Here is a 13,130-nt window from a genome sequence, read left to right on the forward strand (position 1 = left end):
CCTGCGCAGAAGGACGGAGACGCGCGTCCGGGCAGGTCACGCCGCACGCAGGTGGTGGTCTCGGCTCTCCACGGTGCCCGCGGGGTCGACCACGACGCCGACACCGCCGAGGTCTTCGACCATCCCGCGAAGCGCGCGCCCACAGAGCCACGTCCATTCCTGGTCGCCGCCCAGTACCTTGGTCAGCCGGTCTCGCGAGGTGAACGCGACCGCCGTCCGATCGCCCGCCGGAGTCCGGAAGAGCCGAAGCCCCAGAACTCCGCCCGCCGAACGGACGGGCACCAATAACGGGGGGTCGTTGACGAGCGAGCTTTCCATGTGTTCCTCCTGCTTTCGCAGCCGGGCCGTATGTCCGGCGAAAGAACGTTATGGCGCTCCGAGACCAAAAACGGAAGGTCCACATGGGATCCTGACGCGCTTTCGCTCAACCCTGACAACCCTTTGACGTTCGACCACATATTGCGATCGCACGAATTCCGTACGGAGTCGAATGACCCGGCTTCGGCGAAACAGGGGCCGTCGAATTGTCGTGTGACTTTTTGAAATCGACTGTTCACATACAGTAAACGCCTGTCAAGAGGTCGTCAGAGTTGAGCGGGGGCGCGTCAGGATCCCGTCCGGACTCACTCCCTCCGGCCTTCGGCGTTTTAGCGTCCTTTGTGTCGGCCATCAGATCCGGCCGCGAAAGCAGGAGGAAAGCATGGGCATCTCACGCGAAAGCGGATCCTCGTCGCCGCCACCTGTCCGCTTGATACGCGAAATCCTGTCCCTCCGGCCTTTCATCCGGCCCGACTATCTCGGCCCGATCTACATGATCGCTTTTGTGTCCGCGGCAGTCATTCTGATCAAGGTGCTCACATGACCGTACTCATCGAAACCACCGGCGCCCCCTGGTCGGCGACCACGCGGGTCACCGGCACAGGGGATGTCACGATCGGCGGAGTGTCCCTCGCCGAGGTCGCCCGCCGGTTCGGCACCCCCACCTACGTGATCGACGAGACGGACGTGCGGCTGCGCTGCCGCGCCTACCGGTCCGCGCTTCCGGAGGCCGAGATCGCCTACGCCGCCAAGGCGTTCCTGTGCCGCGCGATGGCCGGCTGGATGCGGGCCGAGGGAATGAGCCTCGACGTCTGCTCGGGAGGCGAACTGGCGATGGCCAGATCCGTCGGGTTTCCCGCGCAGCGGATCATCATGCACGGCAACGCGAAAACCCCGGCCGAGCTGCGGAAGGCGGTGGACGAGGGCGTCGGCAGGATCGTGGTGGACAACATCAGCGAGATCAACCGGCTCGCCGCGCTCGCCCCGATCGACCGGCGTCAGAAGGTACTGGTCCGGGTGACGCCCGACATCGAGGCGGGCGCCCACCCCAAGATTCGCACAGGCGGCGAGGACCAGAAGTTCGGCCTGTCCATCATGAGCGGCGCCGCGGGAGAGGCCGTGTCACGGGTCCTGCGCCAGCCCCGGTTGCAGCTGGTGGGCCTGCACTGCCATCTGGGCTCTCAGATCGACAGCGTCGAGCCGTACGAGCTGGCGGCCAGAACCCTGGTCACCGAGCTGGCCAGGATCCGCGACACCCATCACGTGGTCCTGCCCGAGCTCGATCTGGGCGGCGGGCACGGCATCGCCTACCTGCCGGGGAGGGAGGGACTGAGCCCCGAGCGGTTCGCGGACTCGGTCCTCACCGCGATCAAGGAACGGGCCGCAGGATTCAGCCTGCCGGTGCCGCGGCTCATCGTGGAGCCGGGCCGGGCGATCGTCGGCACCGCCGGGACCACGCTCTACCGCGTCGTCGCGGTCAAGCACGGCGGCGCGCGGACGTTCGTCGCCGTCGACGGCGGGATGAGCGACAATCCCCGCCCGGCCCTGTACGGCGCGCGCTACGCCATCCAACTGGTCGGACGCGCCTCCCGCGAGGGATCGCGCCCGTTCACGATCGTCGGCCACCACTGCGAGACGGGCGACCTGATCGCGGAGGACGCCCAGCTCCCCGGCGACCTGCGCCCGGGCGACCTCATCGCGCTGGCGGCCACCGGGGCCTACCACCACTCGATGGCCTCGACCTACAACCTCATGGGCCGGCCCCCTGTCGTCGCCGTGCACAACAACCACGCGAGGCTGCTCGTCCGCCGGGAGGTCGACGAGGACCTGATGCGCCGTGACGTGGGCCTATAGGCATGAGGGTAAGGAACCGTTGTGATGTTCCGATCTTCCGAAGAAGCGACCGCGACGACCCGGCCTGCCGTGGGGACGGCGGCGACGGCCCGGCTCCAACCGGCCGGATTCTCACTCGCCGGCGGTTTCCTCGTCGTCGTCGCCGCGACCGTGACCGCCTCGCTGTCCTTCGCCCCGGCGGAGATCACCGCCCGTGTACTGATCATGGCGATCGCCGTGTGCGGTTATGCCGCCTGCGGGATCCGGGTCACGGTCTCGCTGGCGACAGCCGTCACGGCCTGGCTCTTCGGCACGGGCTTCCTGGTCAACGGCGCCGGGGAGCTCAGCTTCGGCGGGTCCGACCTGCTGCGTCTCGGCCTGCTCGTGGTCGCCGCCCTGGGCGGGAGCACGTACGCCGCGACGCGCCGGGCCGCCGGGCGGCGACTCCGCCGTTCATCCGAGATCGCGGCGACGGAGCCCGGCCGACCCGGCGACGGCGATCACGACCAGCATGATCAGCGGCGTCACGGTGAACTCGGCGGCCGGAAGCCCTGGCGTCTGCGCGAACGGCGAGATCTTCAGGACCGGCGGGCCGGCGTGCAGTAGCCTCACCGCGAACTCGAGACCGAGGGTGGTGGAGGCGATGATCGCGGTAGGGCGAGGCAGCGGACCGTACCTCAAATGGGCTGCTCAGGCAGTGTTCGCGGAGCCGGGTCGTCTCACATGATCAGCGACGGAGCGTCTCGCGTCATGACGGTGGGCCCGAGGGATTCCATGCCGCATTCCGGGCATCACCCACCTTGACCGTCCATTCATGAGCTGGAGAGGGAGGCGCCATGAACGCCCCTCAGACCGATCACACGACGGCTCTGCTGCGCCATTTCGCCGATCTGCGTGACGGCGTCCACGGTGACGCCGTCACGCGGCAGGACAAGGAACGGCTCTTCGCCGCGGCCGTCACGCTGCTCGACCCGTACGCCAGGCAGGCACTGGAAGAGATCAACACCGCCCTGCTCCTCGGAACCGGGGAGGTGACCGCCGGCGGCGTCCAGCGGATGGCCGACGGCGGAGTCGAGGCCGTCTGGTCCCTGTCGTGGCGTGAACAACGGACGGCGGAGATCAGCCCGGTCGTCATCCGGGCCTTCTACGGGAGCAGGTTCCATCACCCGCACCTCCAGGGCGCCACGGTCGGCGAATGGCCGCTCAACGTCTTCGACGAGGAGCAGGCGGCGGCCGAACTGTGCACCCTGCGCGCCATCACCGCCGCCGACCTTCACAACCTGGTCTTCCAGCGCGACTACCGGATCATCCCCGCCACCACCGCGATCTCCCGGTAACCCGACGAGAGATCCTCCGCAGCCCGGCCCGCGGCCGGCGGCCGGCGCGTTGAGGTCCCGTTTCACGCGCGATGCCACACCCCACGTCCAGCGTGTATCCGGTGGAGTGAACCTAGCGGGTGACCACGTCAGTGGGCGTGACAGAGCTCTTGCCGCGGGGTCCGGCCGGTTCGATGGGTGGAAAAGGCGCAGGGCCGTCAGACCGGTTGGTCTGACGGCCCTGGTCGGCCGGTTCACACTCAGGCCTTGTTGAAGGTGTTCTTGGCCCACAGGTAGGACAGGGCGGCGATGACGGCGCACCAGGCGATGGCGATGGCGGCGCTGTTGCCGATCGGGGTGCCCAGCAGCAGACCGCGGATGGTTTCCATGATCGGGGTGAAGGGCTGGTATTCGGCGAACCAGCGCAGGACGGTGGGCATGGAATCGGTGGGCACGAAGCCGCTGCCGAGGAAGGGCAGCAGGACCAGGGGCATCGGGGCGTTGCTGGCGGCCTCGGGGGTGGGGGAGGTCAGGCCCAGGGCGACCGCGAGCCAGGTGATGGCCACCGCGAACAGGGTGAGCAGGCCGGTGGCGGCCAGCCACTCCAGGGCGGTGGCGTTCGGGCGGAATCCGATGGCCAGGGCGATGGCGATCAGGACGACCATGCCGAGGAGTTGCTGGATGACGCTGGCGACGACGTGGCCGGTCAGGACCGAGGCCCGCCAGATGCGCATGGTGCGGAAGCGGGCGATGATGCCTTCGGTCATGTCGGTGGCGACCATGACGGCGGTTCCGGTGGCGGCGGTGGCCGCCGCCATCAGCAGGATGCCGGGCAGGACGTAGTTGACGTAGGCCGCACGGCCCCCACCGAGTCCGCCGGCGAGTCCGTCGCCGAGGGTGCCGCCGAGGACGAAGACGAACACCAGCAGGATGACTGCGGGGGTCAGGACCAGTTGCACGGTCATCGACGGGTAGCGGATCAGGCGTTTGAGCTGGCGCCGGACCATGGTGGAGGAGTCGCGCACCGCCAGGGAGAGGGTGTTCATCGGGGACTTTCCTTCTGTGGGCCGGTGCAGGGTGGGGGTGCTCATCGGCTGGGCTCCTGATGCGGGCCGGTGCAGGGCGGGGGTGGGGGTGCTCATCGGGGGCTCTCCTTCTGTGGATCGGGGCATGGTGGGGGTGCTCATCGGACGCTCTCCTTCTGCGGGCCGGTGAGGGTGAGGAAGACGTCGTCGAGGTCGGGGGTGTGCACGCTCACCTCGGCGATGTCGATCGATCGCTCGTCCAGCAGGGTGAGCAGTTCGCGGATCGCGCGCACGCCGCCGTCGCTGGGCACCTGCAGGGTGAGGGCCTCGGGGTCGGCGACCCCGGCGCCGTCGAGGAGGTGGTGGGCGGCCTGCAGCAGGTGTGCCTCGGCGAAGGTAAGGGTGATGTGGCCGCCGGGGATGAGCCGCTTGAGCTCTTCGGGGGTGCCTTCGGCGATCAGCCGTCCGCCCTCCAGCAGGGCGATGCGGTCCGCGAGCTGGTCGGCTTCTTCCAGGTACTGGGTGGTGAGGAAGATGGTGACGCCGTCGGCGACGAGTTCTCGCACGATCTGCCACATGGAGCGGCGGCTGCGCGGGTCCAGGCCGGTGGTGGGCTCGTCCAGGAAGATCAGGCGGGGGTCGCCGACCAGGGTCATCGCCAGGTCCAGGCGGCGTTGCATGCCGCCGGAGTAGGTGCCGGCCGGTTTGCGGGCGGCGTCGACGAGGTCGAAGCGCTCCAGCAGTTCGGCGGTTTTGCGTTTGCCGTCGGTGCGCGACAGGTGGGTGAGGTCGGCCATCAGGAGCAGGTTTTCCTCGCCGGTGAGGAGTTTGTCGACGGCGGAGTACTGGCCGGTGACGCCGATCGCGCCGCGGACGTCGTGGGGGGTGCGGATCAGGTCGTGGCCGGCGACGGTGGCGGTGCCGGCGTCGGCGGTGATCAGGGTGGACAGGATTTGCACGGTGGTGGTTTTGCCGGCGCCGTTCGGGCCGAGCAGGGAGAAGATCGTGCCTTCGGGGACGGTCAGATCGATGCCGTCGAGCACGATGTTGTCGCCGTAGGACTTACGCAGCCCGTGGGCGGCGATGGCCAGATTCGTCATGAGAGGTACTCCTTGGGAGGCCGCGGGTCGGGGGTTGCGGGTCAGAGGCTGCGGGCGGTGATGTCGCCGTAGGAGGTGGTCGCGCGGATGTCGAGCTGGGCGGCGGCGCCTTCGGTGTTCTTGAGCGCGTTGTGGATCCGGCCGGAGGAGGTGCCGGCGTCCAGGGAGGCGGAGACGCCGGCGGCGGCGGTGACCGAGATGTCGCCGGCGTCGGTGCGCAGCACGAGCGTGCCGCCCGTGGCCTCGGTGATGCGGATGTCGCCCTTGCTGGTGCGGATGTCCGCGGGGCCGCCCAGGCGGCCGGCCTCGACATCGCCGGCGAGAGTGGTGAGGCGGGCGCTCGCGGCCTCGTCGAGCTTGATCTGGCCGTGGGAGCTCTCGAAGGTGACGTCGCCGAGGCGGCCTACGGTCCGGAATTCGGCGCTGGCCGCCTTCGCCTCGATGCGGGAGCCGGCGGGCAGCTGAACCGTCACCTCGATGGATCCGGAGGAGCCGAGGATCTGGTTCTTCGCCGAGGACTTGATCCGCAGGACGCCGTCGCCGTATTCGACCGTGGTCTGCTCGACCACCTTCACGTCGCGGCCCTTCGAGGCGTCCGCGGGCAGGACCTCGACCGTGGTGTCGGCCCGGTCGGCGGCGACGAACCGGACGCGGCCCGCGGGGATGTCGAGGATGGCGCTGATCGGGGCGGGGGTGGCGAAGGTCTGCATGGTGTGCTCCTGTGCTCGTTGTTTCTGACATGAGAAACGCTACGTTGCATTCCATATTTCTGCAAGCAGCTTGTTGCTAGCAATCATCGTCGGTGCAGGTAGATAGCTATAAATCGTTGCATGGCTCTGAAAATAACGCAACGATCGTCTCGTTGCTCGTTGCATTGGATTGAGCGTGAACGCTATGGCGGAGGCATCGGGGGAACACGAGGGAGATCGCGATGTCCGCAGGCCCCCCGGCGGGACCACCCGCGGATCTCGCTTCGAGGCAGGCGGGACGACGCCCACCGTTCCCGTGCCGGAGGTCCTCGCCTACCGCAGCCCGCGCTCACCCCGCCGAGGCAGAGCACGGCGAGGGGCAAGCCGGCGATGTCTCACCGAGGATCTTTCACAGGAAACGCGGCGGGCGGGAGCCACTCCACGAGCTGGACCACCACACCGTTGGGATCGGTGAGCTGCAACACCCATTCGCCCCAGGGCTCCTGACGCAGGGGTGCGGTGATGTTGGCGCCTTCCCGGCGCAGCCGGGCGTGTTCGGCCGCGATGCCGGTGACGGCGAAGGAAACGGTCACGTTCGCGCGGGGACGGTCTTCCATCAGGTAGATGTCCACCGCGGCGTCTTCGCGGCCCAGGGCCACGAAGCCGGTGCGCACGATCACCTCGTGGAATCCCAGATGCGCGTTGAAGAACCGGCTCGAGGCCGCCGCGTCGGCGACTCCGATCACCATGGCGGAGGAAGTGATGTTCACGAGGTAAATGCTGGTCCGGTCCCTCGGGGGGAACAACGACAGCTTCGATACCATGCCTTTACTTCTCGCTTAAGTATGGATGGGGCATGCATGGAGCTGAGGTACATCGAGATCTTTTTGACCTTGGCTGAGGAGTTGCATTTCACCCGTACCGCCGAGCGGTTGCACGTCACGCCTGCCCGCGTCAGCCAGGCCATCAAGAAACAGGAGCGGCAGGGGCGCACCTGCGCGCGCTTTTATCTCCAGGTCGCTTTTTTGAGGATCCCGGACAGGCCGGGGGTGTTCCACTGGTCGATGATCAGGACCTTCGATATCGGCAGGAACCACTCTCGCCGGCTGAAATACCTGACCTTGTGGTTGGCGCACCGGCCTTTCCAGTTGCGGTAGTCCGCCTTGTGCCCGGGGCCGATCTGGCGTAGTCCCTTGCTCGCCAGGGTGTAACCGATGAGTTGCATGTCCTTGCCGAAGTCAATGGGACAGGGCCTGACATCGGTAGACGGGTAGAAGGGCCTGTCTGTGGTGTAGGAACGGAAGAGCTCATCCCCCACTTTGATCGCTCTGGGGCCCATCACCCAGAAGCTTTCACAGTCGGGCTCGCGAAATCCCCAGCCGCTCGTGCCGGGGCGGGCGCGCGATCCGGTCAAGATACGCAGCCAGTCCTTCTCGAACTCGTACACCTTCCAGGAGACGGGGATTGTCAGCGTGAGGCCTTTGCGGAGGTGAAGAGACTTCGTTCCGGGCTCGGCGGTCAACGTCAGCGCGGCACGTCCGCGCAACAACCCGGTGAGATTCATGGGCATTCCTTTCCTCCTCCGAATAGACGCGAAGCGGAAGCGAAAAGTTCTGCCACGAACCGACAACGGCGAGCACGCCACAGGCTTTCAGAATTCCCCGCCCAGTGGAGGACGCCGGTCATCCTGCACACACTGCGCCCGTTCTTCTGCGGCGAGCAGGAGCCCGACGAACAGTCGATGCGCGAGCGGTTCACTCGTGCATATGTGCCGACGCTTCGCGTTGGCACACTGACTTTTTTCAACCCGAATCCGCCGGCTGGGTCAGCCGACCGGAAACACGGTCATCGGCGGCAAAGCTCGTACTCACCCGGTGCGCGTGTCGAGAAATTCAACCCCCACGCGGCATACAACGAGATGGGAACGGGCGGCGCGCAGACCCGCGCGTCGTAGTCGCCTCGGAAACGCCAGTCGCCGCGTCCCTCGCGTGTCCAGAAGTGCAGCCCGTCCAGCGACGCGACCACGTAGTAGGAGTCGGTCGCCTCGCTTTCGCCGTAGACCACCCCGTAGTAGACGACTCCCCCGTCGGCCACCCCCGCTGACTTCGCGGAAGGGCCGGCGGCGGCGCGGCTCGCGGCGACCAGCTTGTCGCGGGTGGCCTGGCCGATCTTGAGCGGCAAGGCCCTCCCGGCGGCCAGTCGCTCCTCGAATCCTTCCTCGTCCTCGTCCGGATTCTTCTCGGGGGCCGTCACCGCGCCCGTACCCGCGACCGGAGTCGGCGACGGCAGGGAACCCGCAGGCCCCGGTGACACGCCGGCCCCGGCTCCAGGCGGCTCCAGGTCCGGCGTGGCGACCACCAGCATCACGGCCGCGACCGCGGCTCCGACGAGGGCGAGCAACATTCCTATGATCGCTACCGGCGCCACCAGTGATCTTCGCATGTGTCATCCATAACATCGCGAGATCGGCTTTGAACGGGTTTTCCGGCCTCCGGAGAACGAGTAACCGGAGAACGGGTAAGGAGTCCACCCTCAAGGCGTACGGGTCCGCGGTGCTCGGTCCTGTCTACTGAGCCGGCTCGGCCTGCCCCCCGCAGAACACCTCCTCGACGAGTTTCTGCGTCGCCTTCTGGAACTCCCCCGCCAGGGACATCGCGGCGTCGTCCACGTAGGTCAGCGAGGCGGTCAGGGTCTTACCGCCGTCGGGCGTGCTGTACATCAGCGCCGCGGAGCCGTCGATGCCGCCGTTGTGGTGGAAGACGGTGCCGTTCGGGCCCACGTCCTGCACGAACACCCCCAGGCCGTAGCCGATCTTCGGGTGCGGATCGCGCATCTCGGCCAGCAGCGGGGCCGGCAGGAGCTTGCCGCCCATCAGCGCGGAGAAGAACGTGTGCAGATCCTGGGTGGTCGAGATCATGTCCCCGCCGGCGGAGATCCAGGAGGGGTTCTGGCGGGTGACGTCGACCGTCTTCTGCCGGCCGTCCTCCTCGTAGCGGTAGTAGGCGTGGGCGTGCGGCTCGGGGACCTCCGTCGAGGTGCCCGGCGCCACGGTGCCCGACAGCCCAAGCGGCCCCAGGATCAGCCGCCGCAGTTCCTCGGCGAACGAGCGGCCGGTGACCTTCTCGATCAGCAGCCTGGCCAGCACGTAGTTGGTGTTGGAATAGCTCCAGTCCGTTCCCGGCTCGAACCGCAACGGCTTGGACACCGCCAGCTCCACCAGTTCCTGCGGCCGGTAGGTCTTGAACCTGTTGTCCACCCACTCCTGGCCCGACCAGACGATCCCCGGTGCGATCGTCCCGTCGTCGTAGTACTCGCCGGTGAAGTTGAACACCCCGCTGGTGTGCTGCAGCAGCATCCGCACGGTGATCCGCTCGTCCAGCCCGAACTCGGGCAGGTAGTCCGCCGCCGGAGTGTCCAGCTCGACCTCGCCCTCGGCCACCAGTTGCAGCACCAGGGTCGCGACGAAGGTCTTGGTGGAGCTGCCGATCCGGAAGTGCCCGTTCGTCGGCGGCTTCGCGGCCCCGCCCAGCTCGGCCGTCCCGGCGCTGCCGACCCACTCGCCCCGCTCATCGTGCACGCGAAGCTGCACCCCGACGATACCTGAATCGACGAACGCCTGGATGATCTTCTGCAGTTCCGGGCGATCCTGCCCGGCGGTGCGCAGGGTGAGCTCGTCCCGGTCGGTAAGGGGAACGGACATGGTCATGTGCTCCTTTACATCTGTTCTTAAAGTCAACTGAATGGACGGATGGCGGAACGCGGTCCCGTTGGTGCCCCGGGGTGTCCGAATCGCCCTCGGGCGAACAGGGCCAGGACCGGACAGCGACGGTTCGGCCGCCTGGGGCCCCGGGACGTGGGCTCGGGGTCAGTCGTCGATCGCCTGGTAGAGCGTGGTCCAGAAGTCGTGGACGACCCGCGCCGCATCCGGGGTGGACATCCCGAAGCCCCAGCCGCCGTGCTACCCCTGGCCGAATGACACATGAACGTTGTCGACGGCCATGGCGTGCCGGGCGGCCTGTTGCTCGGGCGTCAGGCGGTTGGTGGTCATCAGCTCGACGGCGGGCCGGGACAGGATCCGTTCGCCGCCGTGCGTGCCGTGGTTCAGCAGCATCCGGAAGTAGGCGTGGTAGTCGTCGACGGTCGAGACCAGCCCGCCGCCACCCCCCTGGAACGCCGGAGGCAGGCTCCAGCGTCCCCCCTCGGCCTCGTCCCATCCAGCACGTCGTGCAGTCTGCGCAACCCCGGTTCGGAGAAGCCGCCGTTGATTTTTCCCATCGTGAATCTCCTCGTGCGCAATCTTCGATAAGTGGATGGATCAGGCGCCGCTGGGCGCGATCCATTCGGTCAGCTCGACGACGATGCCGTTGGGGTCGGTGAGACACATCAGCCACTCACCCCACGGGTTGCGCCACAGGTGCCTGGTGATGGGTGCGCCCTCCGCGTGCAGACGCGCGTATTCCCTGGCCAGATCGGTGACCGCGAACGCCACCACCGGCTGGGCGATCCGCTCTCGCGGCAGTTCGAGGTCACGCTGGTGCACCATGATGTCGGCGGCCGCGTCGTCACGGCTCAGCCAGGTGAAATCCGGAGTGTCGAGCACCTCGCGGAAATCCAGATAGGTGGTGAAGAAGCGGCGGGAGCCTGCCAGATCGTCGACGGTGAAGACGACCGCCGAGGCGACTATGTTCATGATTCTGCCTGTGTGTAGTTGTTTATTGAGTTTTCCCTCCTATGTGGCGATTCGCCCTAGACCAAGGTTGCCGGTACGGCTCGGCCGGAGCAATGCCGGATCTCGCAATGCTGCGTTAACCGCAGACTTCACATCGAGGCGGACGTCACTGGAGATCCGCGACATCGAGATCTTCCTGGCGCCGGCCGAGAGGCCGCATGCCGACCGTACGGCGGAGCGGCCGCACGTGTCGGCCGCTCAAAGGAAGATCAACGTGCCGCGCGTCGGCCTGGTCGGCGACACCACGACAGCCGACGCGGGCGGACGATCTCAGTCGGGCAGCGGTCCCAGGTCGCGGACGACGCGGGCGAAGGCGCGGATCATGTCGTTCTCCGCGGCGCTGCACCACACCAACCCGAACCGCAGCGCATCCATGTCCTTGACAGGCAGATAGGCGATGTCGGGGCGGGGGTAGTACCGGGTCACGTGGGCCGGGAAGAGGGCGACGGTCTCTCCCAGGACCGTACTCATGAAGATGTCCTCGACGTTGTTCACGCTGGCGGTGCGTTCGATCAAGCGGCCCTTGGGCGTGAGCTCCGGGACGTACTGGTCGTACCAGTAGTCGGGCACGGACTCGACGGCGATGTGCCCGAAGTCGCCGACCGCCTCCAGGGAGACCGAGGACCGTTTGGTGAGCGCATGGTCACCGGCCACGGCCAGCACCCGCGGCTCGGCGAAAAGCAGCGGGCCCACGGTGAGATCGGGCTCCTCGACCGGCAGCCAGGTGGCCAGAATGTCGACCTCACCATTGCGTAGCTGGGCGAACGGATCCTGGTAGGCCGACATCCGCAGGCGCAGCTCCCACTGCGGGTGCCCGGCGCGGAAGGTCTCCCAGTAGCGGCGCAGCTCCTGGATGTTGGCCGGGAACAGGCTCACCCGGAGTGTGCCGGTCTTGCCGCGTGCGGCCAGTCGTGCCCGCTCCAAGGTCTGCGCCAGGCCCTGGCGCAGCGGGCGCAGATCGTCCCGCAGCTGCTCACCCAGCCGCGTGAGCCGGACGCTGTGGCTGTTCCTCGCGAAAAGCTCGGCACCGATGGCTCGTTCCTGCTTCTTGATCGCCTGGCTGACCCGGGCCACAGAGACGTGCAGCCGCTCGGCGGCGTGGCCGAAGTGCAGCTCCTCGGCCAAGGTCAGGAAGATCTCGATGTCCCGTAGCTCCACAGGCCCCATTTCGCCTATCTGCGCTATGTACGGAGGGAAGTTTGGCATATCAGGCCAGGAAGGAAGCTCGCAGGCAACCGGACCCCTCTAACGGCCGCCTCTGATCTGCGGAGAGTCCTCATCGCCCCCGGTGTTTCCATATCGGAAAGTTGTGAGTTGACAGTATGGAAAGTCAGTGGTTGTCTTTCCGCTATGGAAACACAACAGGGTTCCGGCGACCCGGCCCCCCGGCCCACCCCCGAAGAGGCGCGCCTCGCACTGCGCGAGGCGCAGCAGGCGCGATCCTCCCTTGACTCCATCCCGGTGCCGGGATGGTATTTCCCCGTCCTGGCCCTCATGATCGCCGGGATCACCCTGAGCCAGCTGCTCCCGAGCTTCGCCGGGCTGGCGGTGGTCATAGTGATGATCGCGGGCACCGGGGCGATGGTGGGCCTGTACGTCAACAAGATCGGAGTCCGGCCGCGGATCAGCGAGGTCAAGGGACGACTGGCCTGGCCGCCGGCGGCGGCCGTCCTGCTCGTCTCCCTGGCCGCCTTCGTGCTGGATCAGGGCTACGGTCAGGATTGGGGGTGGATCGTGGCCGCCGTGGCGAACGCGGGCCTCATCCTCGGCTACGGCCTCTACCTCCGGCGGCACCTCCGGAAGCCGGCATGACCATAACCGGCGATCCCCTGGACGGCTTCGACGCCACGATCCACGCACCGAACCGGCTGCGCGTCTGCGCCCTGCTGGACGCGGTGGTCGAGGCGGAGTTCGGCGCGATCCAGGAACGGCTCGACGTCAGCGCCTCCGTCCTCAGCAAACACGTGAGCGTGCTGATCGAAGCCGGCTACGTCAAGCAACGCAAAGCCACCCGCGACACCCGGCAACGCGTATGGCTCCAGCTCACCGACGCAGGCCGCACCGCCTACCGCGCCCACCTCGCCGCCCTCCGGGCCATCGTCGGAGAACAGCCCGCGTAG

At 67.5% G+C, this 13,130-nt stretch carries 17 protein-coding genes and 1 pseudogene; 6 read left to right on the forward strand and 12 right to left on the reverse strand.

All coding sequences use genetic code 11. From position 1 onward, the window contains the following. Positions 1-36: 36 nt before the first annotated feature. Positions 37-318, reverse strand: a complete 282-nt coding sequence (locus J2853_RS32420; RefSeq protein ID WP_307564506.1) for an SAV_915 family protein — start codon at positions 316-318, stop codon at positions 37-39. Positions 319-700: 382 nt separating this feature from the next. Between J2853_RS32420 and J2853_RS32425 the strand changes: the two genes are divergently transcribed. Both J2853_RS32425 and lysA read left to right on the forward strand, forming a co-directional pair. Next, positions 701-862, forward strand: a complete 162-nt coding sequence (locus J2853_RS32425) for a hypothetical protein (protein WP_307564507.1) — start codon at positions 701-703, stop codon at positions 860-862. Next, on the forward strand, positions 859-2,172 hold the full coding sequence (gene lysA / locus J2853_RS32430) for a diaminopimelate decarboxylase (protein ID WP_307564508.1): 1,314 nt from the start codon (positions 859-861) through the stop codon (positions 2,170-2,172). The genes J2853_RS32425 and lysA overlap by 4 nt, the downstream gene beginning before the upstream one ends. 432 nt (positions 2,173-2,604) lie before the next feature. Here lysA and J2853_RS48220 read toward each other — a convergent pair whose 3' ends face one another. Continuing rightward, positions 2,605-2,832, reverse strand: coding sequence for an efflux permease Rv1217c-related protein (locus J2853_RS48220; protein ID WP_503167742.1), 228 nt, complete (start codon positions 2,830-2,832; stop codon positions 2,605-2,607). 155 nt (positions 2,833-2,987) lie between these two features. On the opposite strand from J2853_RS48220, the gene J2853_RS32440 reads away from it, so the two are divergent. Next, entirely contained in the window at positions 2,988-3,488 is a 501-nt protein-coding gene (locus tag J2853_RS32440) for a hypothetical protein (protein WP_307564510.1), read from the forward strand. 239 nt (positions 3,489-3,727) lie between these two features. Here the strand turns inward: J2853_RS32440 and J2853_RS32445 are convergent, their stop codons facing one another. From J2853_RS32445 to J2853_RS32460, 4 genes are all read right to left on the reverse strand, one after another. Then, the gene (locus tag J2853_RS32445; protein ID WP_307568905.1) at positions 3,728-4,513 is read right to left on the reverse strand and encodes an ABC transporter permease; all 786 of its coding nucleotides are present in this window, start codon (positions 4,511-4,513) and stop codon (positions 3,728-3,730) included. Between the two features lie 137 nt (positions 4,514-4,650). Continuing rightward, positions 4,651-5,592, reverse strand: coding sequence for an ATP-binding cassette domain-containing protein (locus J2853_RS32450; RefSeq protein ID WP_307564511.1), 942 nt, complete (start codon positions 5,590-5,592; stop codon positions 4,651-4,653). Between the two features lie 41 nt (positions 5,593-5,633). Then, positions 5,634-6,302 carry a DUF4097 family beta strand repeat-containing protein gene (locus tag J2853_RS32455; protein WP_307564512.1) on the reverse strand — a complete coding sequence of 223 codons (669 nt, stop codon included), beginning with the start codon at positions 6,300-6,302 and terminating at the stop codon, positions 5,634-5,636. 374 nt (positions 6,303-6,676) lie between these two features. After that, positions 6,677-7,051 carry a VOC family protein gene (locus tag J2853_RS32460; RefSeq protein WP_307564513.1) on the reverse strand — a complete coding sequence of 125 codons (375 nt, stop codon included), beginning with the start codon at positions 7,049-7,051 and terminating at the stop codon, positions 6,677-6,679. A 90-nt stretch (positions 7,052-7,141) separates the two neighbouring features. Between J2853_RS32460 and J2853_RS32465 the strand changes: the two are divergent. After that, positions 7,142-7,267, forward strand: a pseudogene (locus tag J2853_RS32465) (LysR family transcriptional regulator); the annotation flags it as partial. A gap of 20 nt (positions 7,268-7,287) precedes the next feature. Here J2853_RS32465 and J2853_RS32470 read toward each other — a convergent pair. The 6 genes from J2853_RS32470 to J2853_RS32495 all read right to left on the reverse strand — a co-directional run bounded on the left by J2853_RS32470 (position 7,288) and on the right by J2853_RS32495 (position 12,168). Then, entirely contained in the window at positions 7,288-7,845 is a 558-nt protein-coding gene (locus tag J2853_RS32470; RefSeq protein ID WP_307569053.1) for a hypothetical protein, read from the reverse strand. A 281-nt stretch (positions 7,846-8,126) separates the two neighbouring features. Next, complete coding sequence (locus J2853_RS32475; protein WP_307564514.1) at positions 8,127-8,723, reverse strand: hypothetical protein; 597 nt, start codon at positions 8,721-8,723, stop codon at positions 8,127-8,129. Positions 8,724-8,847: 124 nt separating this feature from the next. Beyond that, positions 8,848-9,981, reverse strand: coding sequence for a serine hydrolase domain-containing protein (locus J2853_RS32480; RefSeq protein WP_307564515.1), 1,134 nt, complete (start codon positions 9,979-9,981; stop codon positions 8,848-8,850). 258 nt (positions 9,982-10,239) lie between these two features. Further along, positions 10,240-10,392: a hypothetical protein gene (locus J2853_RS32485; RefSeq protein ID WP_307564516.1), complete on the reverse strand. Its 153-nt coding sequence runs from the start codon at positions 10,390-10,392 to the stop codon at positions 10,240-10,242. Between the two features lie 204 nt (positions 10,393-10,596). Further along, on the reverse strand, positions 10,597-10,971 hold the full coding sequence (locus J2853_RS32490) for a VOC family protein (RefSeq protein ID WP_307564517.1): 375 nt from the start codon (positions 10,969-10,971) through the stop codon (positions 10,597-10,599). A 309-nt stretch (positions 10,972-11,280) separates the two neighbouring features. Continuing rightward, complete coding sequence (locus J2853_RS32495; protein ID WP_307564518.1) at positions 11,281-12,168, reverse strand: LysR family transcriptional regulator; 888 nt, start codon at positions 12,166-12,168, stop codon at positions 11,281-11,283. Between the two features lie 192 nt (positions 12,169-12,360). Between J2853_RS32495 and J2853_RS32500 the strand changes: the two genes are divergently transcribed. Further along, complete coding sequence (locus tag J2853_RS32500; protein WP_307564519.1) at positions 12,361-12,822, forward strand: hypothetical protein; 462 nt, start codon at positions 12,361-12,363, stop codon at positions 12,820-12,822. Then, positions 12,819-13,130, forward strand: a complete 312-nt coding sequence (locus J2853_RS32505) for a transcriptional regulator (RefSeq protein ID WP_307564520.1) — start codon at positions 12,819-12,821, stop codon at positions 13,128-13,130. The genes J2853_RS32500 and J2853_RS32505 overlap by 4 nt, the downstream gene beginning before the upstream one ends.

It is taken from the genome of Streptosporangium lutulentum (assembly GCF_030811455.1).
GTDB classification, from domain to species: Bacteria; Actinomycetota; Actinomycetes; order Streptosporangiales; family Streptosporangiaceae; genus Streptosporangium; species Streptosporangium lutulentum.

Bases quoted from the DNA above. Each gene is read 5' to 3' on its own strand.
- J2853_RS32420 (WP_307564506.1), bottom strand. From the start codon at position 318: ATGGAAAGCTCGCTCGTCAACGACCCCCCGTTATTGGTGCCCGTCCGT.
- J2853_RS32425 (WP_307564507.1), top strand. From the start codon at position 701: ATGGGCATCTCACGCGAAAGCGGATCCTCGTCGCCGCCACCTGTCCGC.
- lysA (WP_307564508.1), top strand. From the start codon at position 859: ATGACCGTACTCATCGAAACCACCGGCGCCCCCTGGTCGGCGACCACG.
- J2853_RS32440 (WP_307564510.1), top strand. From the start codon at position 2,988: ATGAACGCCCCTCAGACCGATCACACGACGGCTCTGCTGCGCCATTTC.
- J2853_RS32445 (WP_307568905.1), bottom strand. From the start codon at position 4,513: ATGAACACCCTCTCCCTGGCGGTGCGCGACTCCTCCACCATGGTCCGG.
- J2853_RS32450 (WP_307564511.1), bottom strand. From the start codon at position 5,592: ATGACGAATCTGGCCATCGCCGCCCACGGGCTGCGTAAGTCCTACGGC.
- J2853_RS32455 (WP_307564512.1), bottom strand. From the start codon at position 6,302: ATGCAGACCTTCGCCACCCCCGCCCCGATCAGCGCCATCCTCGACATC.
- J2853_RS32470 (WP_307569053.1), bottom strand. From the start codon at position 7,845: ATGAATCTCACCGGGTTGTTGCGCGGACGTGCCGCGCTGACGTTGACC.
- J2853_RS32475 (WP_307564514.1), bottom strand. From the start codon at position 8,723: ATGCGAAGATCACTGGTGGCGCCGGTAGCGATCATAGGAATGTTGCTC.
- J2853_RS32480 (WP_307564515.1), bottom strand. From the start codon at position 9,981: ATGTCCGTTCCCCTTACCGACCGGGACGAGCTCACCCTGCGCACCGCC.
- J2853_RS32485 (WP_307564516.1), bottom strand. From the start codon at position 10,392: ATGCTGCTGAACCACGGCACGCACGGCGGCGAACGGATCCTGTCCCGG.
- J2853_RS32490 (WP_307564517.1), bottom strand. From the start codon at position 10,971: ATGAACATAGTCGCCTCGGCGGTCGTCTTCACCGTCGACGATCTGGCA.
- J2853_RS32500 (WP_307564519.1), top strand. From the start codon at position 12,361: ATGGAAACACAACAGGGTTCCGGCGACCCGGCCCCCCGGCCCACCCCC.
- J2853_RS32505 (WP_307564520.1), top strand. From the start codon at position 12,819: ATGACCATAACCGGCGATCCCCTGGACGGCTTCGACGCCACGATCCAC.